Source organism: Quisquiliibacterium sp., from assembly GCF_982640115.1.
Map to the genome: position 1 here is coordinate 1 of NZ_CEXFHW010000233.1, position 5024 is coordinate 5024.

Genomic DNA, 5024 nt, shown 5'->3' on the forward strand with positions numbered 1-5024 from the left:
GTCAGGCGCTCCGGCGCTGCGACCACGATCGCGATCAGCTTGCTGTCGCGGATGAACGGCAGGGCCGAGGGCAGGTTGTCGAAGATGATCGGCACCTGGCCGGCGACGGTATCGGCAAGCGCCGGGCCCGCGCCCCGGTAGGGGATGTGGGTCATGAACACCTTGGCCAGCGACTTGAAGAGCTCGGTCTGCAGGTGGCCGATGCCGCCGGTGCCCGAGCTGGCGTAGGAGTAACGCCCCGGATTGCGGCGCACGGTCTCCAGGAATCCCTTGAAGTCACGGGCCGGAAACGACGGGTGCACCGCGATCACATTGGGGGTGGCCGCGAGATTGGTGATCGGCGTGAAATCGCTGAGCGGGCTGTACGGGATCTTCGGGTTGATCGCCGGGTTGGCTGCGGTGGTCGACACCGTGGCCATGCCCAGCGTGTAGCCGTCGGGCGCCGAGCGGATCAGCTCCACCGCACCCACCACACCGCCGCCGCCGGCCTTGTTCTCGACCACGACCGCCTGGCCGAGGTTCTCGCGCAGCTTGTCGGCCACCACCCGGGCGACGATGTCGGTGGTGCCACCGGGTGCGAAGGGCACGATCAGCTTGACCGGTCGCGTGGGATAGGCCTGCTGGGCGCGGGCGACGGGCAGCATCGCCGCAGCCGATCCGGCCGCCAGGGATGCGACGAGTCGGCGGCGAAGGGGGCGCGTGGCGTTCATGGAGTCCTTTCGAGGGTGATGGCAGGCAGGGTTGGCCCGCGTCCGGTGCTGATCCGGTGGGGCCGGCAGGTCGCGCAGCATAGAATGGCGGACCGCCCGCAAAGCCTTTCATTTTACTGACATGTCGGGAAATACCTTCGGATTGCTCTTCACCGTGACCACCTTCGGGGAATCGCACGGCCCGGCCATCGGCTGCGTGATCGATGGCTGCCCCCCGGGGCTGGCCCTGTCCGAGGCCGACATCCAGCCCGACCTCGATCGCCGCCGTCCGGGCACGTCGCGCCATGTGACGCAGCGCCAGGAGGCCGATCGCGTCGAGATCCTGTCGGGCGTGTTCGAGGGACTGACCACCGGAACCCCGATCGGGCTGCTGATCCGCAATGAAGATGCCCGCAGCAAGGACTACGGCAACATCGCTGATACCTTCCGGCCCGGACACGCCGACTACACCTACACGCAGAAGTACGGTCTGCGCGACCATCGTGGCGGCGGCCGTTCCTCGGCGCGCCTGACTGCGCCGGTGGTGGCTGCCGGCGCGGTCGCCCGCAAGTGGCTCTCGCAGCGACACGGTGTCACGGTGCGTGGCTGCATGTCGCAACTCGGTCCGATCCCGGTGCCCTTCGAGAGCTGGGACGAGGTCGGTGCCAATCCCTTCTTCGCGCCCAGCGCCAGTGTGGTTCCGGCCCTCGAGGCCTACATGGACGAGCTGCGCCGGGCGGGCGATTCCTGCGGCGCGCGCATCGATGTCATTGCCGAGGGCCTGCCGGCCGGCTGGGGCGAGCCGCTCTTCGACCGCCTCGACGCCGATATCGCGCACGCGATGATGGGCATCAATGCCGTCAAGGGCGTGGAGATCGGCGCGGGCTTCGCCAGCGTGGCCCAGCGCGGCTCCGAGCATGGCGATGAACTCACCCCGACGGGCTTCGCGGCCAATCAGGCGGGCGGCGTGCTCGGCGGCATCTCCACCGGGCAGCCGCTGCGGGTGTCGATCGCCATCAAGCCCACCTCCAGCATCCGCACGCCGCGTCGCTCCATCGACCGCCAGGGGAATCCGCTCGAGGTTCAGACCCTCGGCCGTCACGATCCCTGCGTGGGCATCCGCGCCACGCCGATCGCCGAGGCGATGCTCGCGCTGGTGCTGATCGACCATGCCCTGCGTCATCGGGCGCAGAACGCCGATGTGCGGTCGGCCACGCCGGCCATCCCCGGGCAGATCGCCTGATCCGCGCGCCCTTGCGCACCGACCATCCCGCCCGATGACCGTCGAGGCTGCCTCGGGCACGCCCAGCGCCAGGCAGGTGGCGGCCCTGTTCTTCTCGGTCTTTGCGCTGGTGGGGTCGATGTCCCCCTACATGCCGCTCTACTTCGAAGCCTGGGGCCTGAGCATCGCGCAGATCAGCCTGCTGCTGGCGGTGCCCCAGCTCGTGCGGCTGGTGGCGCCGTCCTTCTGGGGGTGGTGTGCAGACCGCGCGCCTGATCGCGGACGCCTGCTGGTTCTCGCGTCGGCGGGCACGCTGGGCGCAAGCCTGCTGGTCGCCCTCGCGCAGGGCAGCGCCGGCTGGCTGATGCTCTGGCTGGCGATCTTCCACTTCTGCACCGCGGCGCATTCCCCGATCGGCGAGGCCATGGCCCTGCGCGTCACCGCGGGCGAGGCCGGCGCCTACGGCCGGGTACGGCAATGGGGTTCGATCGGCTTCATTCTGGCCGTGGCCGGGGTGGGGCCCATGCTCGATGCCAGTGGCGTGCGCTGGCTCACCCTGCCCATGGCGCTGCTCTCGTTGCTGCTGCTGGCGACCGCATGGAGGATCGCCGGCGTGACCGCGCAGGCCGGACGGCGCGCCGACTCGGGCGCATCGGTGCTGCCGATGCCCGGGGTGCTGGCCCGGCTGCGCGAGCCGCGGCTGGCGCTCTTCTTCGCGTCGTGCGCCCTGATGATGTTCGCCCATGCCGCGCTCTACGGCTTCTATTCGCTGCTCCTCGACCGGCAGGGCTACAGCAAGGCGGGCATCGGCCTCGTCTGGACCCTCGGCGTGCTGGCCGAGATCGTGCTCTTCCGATTGCAGCACCGGCTCTTCGGCCGTTACGGCGCGCTGCCCCTGCTGGCTTTCAGCATGGCGGTGGCTGCGGCGCGCTTCGCGCTGATCGGACTGGGTGATGGACACTGGCTGCTCGTGGTGCTGGTGCAGTTGATGCACGCCATCACCTTCGGGGTCCACCACAGCGCGTCGATGGCACTGCTGCATCGCTGGTTCGAGCCGGCGGCCCAGGGCAGGGCGCAGGCGCTCTATGCCACGCTCGGCTATGGCCTGGGCGGGGCGGCAGGGTCGGTCGCGGCCGGGGCGATCTGGACTGCGGCCGGACCGGGCTGGACCTTCGCGGTGGCCGGCCTTGCTGCTGCGCTCGGCGGCTTCGCGGTGCTGGCCTGTCAGCGACTCGATCGGCGCACAACCTGGCCGGTGCAGGGAGCGGGCGCGTGAGCCTCGCTGGCCGAATCCTCCGCGCCCTCGGACGCATCGGCACGCACGGGCGCATCGGCACGCACGGGCTTCCGGGTGTGTGTCGAGCCTTGCTGCCCGCGGCTTTCTGCGGCTTGACGGCCTGCGTTGCCCCGCCCGGGCTCTCGCCCGGACCTTCGCCGCTCGACCCGCGCACCGTGCTGCCGACCACGGCACGGGCGCCTGCGCCCGGTCAGGTCGGGGCTTCGCTCGACCTGGCCTGGGAGCGTCTGCGGGCCCGGGCATTGCCCGCGGACGAACCCGCCCTGGCTCGGATCGCCCGGACCGCAGGGCGTCTCGCCCGCGCTGCGCCGGCGGCCGATCCTGCCTGGGCGCAGGCCGAGCCGCAGGTCCTGATCGTGCCCGGCGATGAGCCCGATGCCTGGTGTCTGGCTCCGGCGCGATGTGCGCTCACCCTGAGCATGGCCCAGTTGCTGGCGCGGGACGATGCGCTGCTTGCGGCGGCGCTCGCCCACGAAATGGCCCATCTGATGCTCGACCATGCCCGCGAGCGTCTGGCGCAGGCCGGCGCACCGGTGCCGGCCGTGGGCGCCGCCCTGCTGCTCGAGGCCCCGCATCATCGGGTTCACGAACACGAAGTGCTCGGTCTCGCCGCCGAACTGATGGCCCGCGCCGGCTACGATCCGCGCGCCAGCGTGGGCTTTTTCGCCGCGCTCGCGCCGGTGTCTGGTGCAGGCGGCTCGGTGGGCTATGCCCGGCGTCATCCGCTCGAGGCCCAGTGGCCGGATGTCCTGCTGCGCCATGCCCGGCGGGTGCTGCCGCTGCTGCCCTGACACGGCGGCGCGAAGCAGGTCGCATGGCATAATCTCGGGTTCCGCACAACCCTGAAACGGCCCTCGCGGCCGGCCTGCCGATGTCGCTCGTTGCCCGCACGCTGTACGACAAGCTCTGGGATGACCATGTGGTCCATCGTGAAGACGATGGCACATGCCTGCTCTACATCGACCGGCACCTCGTGCACGAGGTGACCAGCCCGCAGGCCTTCGAGGGGCTGCGGGTGGCGGGTCGTGCGCCCTGGCGCACCGCCTCGGTGGTGGCCACCGCCGATCACAACACGCCCACCACCGGCTGGGAGCGGGGCATCGACGGCATCGAGGACCTCACCTCGCGCGAACAGGTGGTCACGCTCGATCGCAACATCCGCGAATTCGCCATCCCCACCTACTTCCCCTTCCTCGATCAGCGCCAGGGCATCGTCCATGTGATCGGGCCGGAGCAGGGTGCCACGCTGCCCGGCATGACCGTGGTCTGCGGCGATTCGCACACCAGCACCCATGGCGCGCTGGCCTGTCTCGCCTTCGGCATCGGCACCTCCGAGGTCGAGCATGTGCTGGCCACGCAGTGCCTCATGGCCCGCAAGATGAAGAACATGCTGGTCGAGATCGACGGGCCGCTGCCGCGGGGCGTCACCGCGAAGGATCTGGTGCTCGCCGTGATCGGGCGGATCGGCACTGCGGGCGGCACCGGCTATGCCATCGAGTTCGGCGGCAGCGCCATGAGGTCCCTGTCGATCGAAGGCCGCATGACGGTGTGCAACATGGCCATCGAGGCGGGCGCGCGTTCGGGCATGGTAGCCGTCGACGACACCACCATCGCCTATCTGAAGGGCCGCCCGCTGGCGCCCACCGGCGATGACTGGGTCAAGGCCGAAGCCCACTGGCGCACCCTGCGCTCCGATCCCGGCGCGCGCTTCGACCTGGTGGTGCGCATGAACGCCGCCGAGATCGCCCCGCAGGTCACCTGGGGCACTTCGCCCGAGATGGTGGTCGCGGTCGATGCGCGGGTTCCCGATCCCGAC

General features: G+C 70.5%; 5 protein-coding genes. 4 read left to right on the forward strand and 1 reads right to left on the reverse strand.

Annotated elements, in window-relative coordinates:
- The coding region (locus tag AC2H6A_RS17810) for a tripartite tricarboxylate transporter substrate-binding protein (protein WP_484275063.1) at positions 1-644 on the reverse strand (644 nt) is incomplete at its 3' end.
- 187 nt (positions 645-831) lie between these two features.
- Here AC2H6A_RS17810 and aroC point away from each other — a divergent pair.
- The 4 genes from aroC to AC2H6A_RS17830 all read left to right on the forward strand — a co-directional run.
- A complete protein-coding gene (gene aroC, locus AC2H6A_RS17815) occupies positions 832-1932 on the forward strand; it encodes a chorismate synthase (protein WP_484275064.1) in 1101 nt (366 codons plus the stop codon).
- Between the two features lie 34 nt (positions 1933-1966).
- Positions 1967-3187 carry an MFS transporter gene (locus AC2H6A_RS17820; RefSeq protein ID WP_484275065.1) on the forward strand — a complete coding sequence of 407 codons (1221 nt, stop codon included), beginning with the start codon at positions 1967-1969 and terminating at the stop codon, positions 3185-3187.
- A 176-nt stretch (positions 3188-3363) separates the two neighbouring features.
- Complete coding sequence (locus AC2H6A_RS17825) at positions 3364-3999, forward strand: M48 family metalloprotease (RefSeq protein ID WP_484275066.1); 636 nt, start codon at positions 3364-3366, stop codon at positions 3997-3999.
- 80 nt (positions 4000-4079) lie between these two features.
- The coding region (locus AC2H6A_RS17830; RefSeq protein WP_484275067.1) for an aconitase family protein at positions 4080-5024 on the forward strand (945 nt) is incomplete at its 3' end.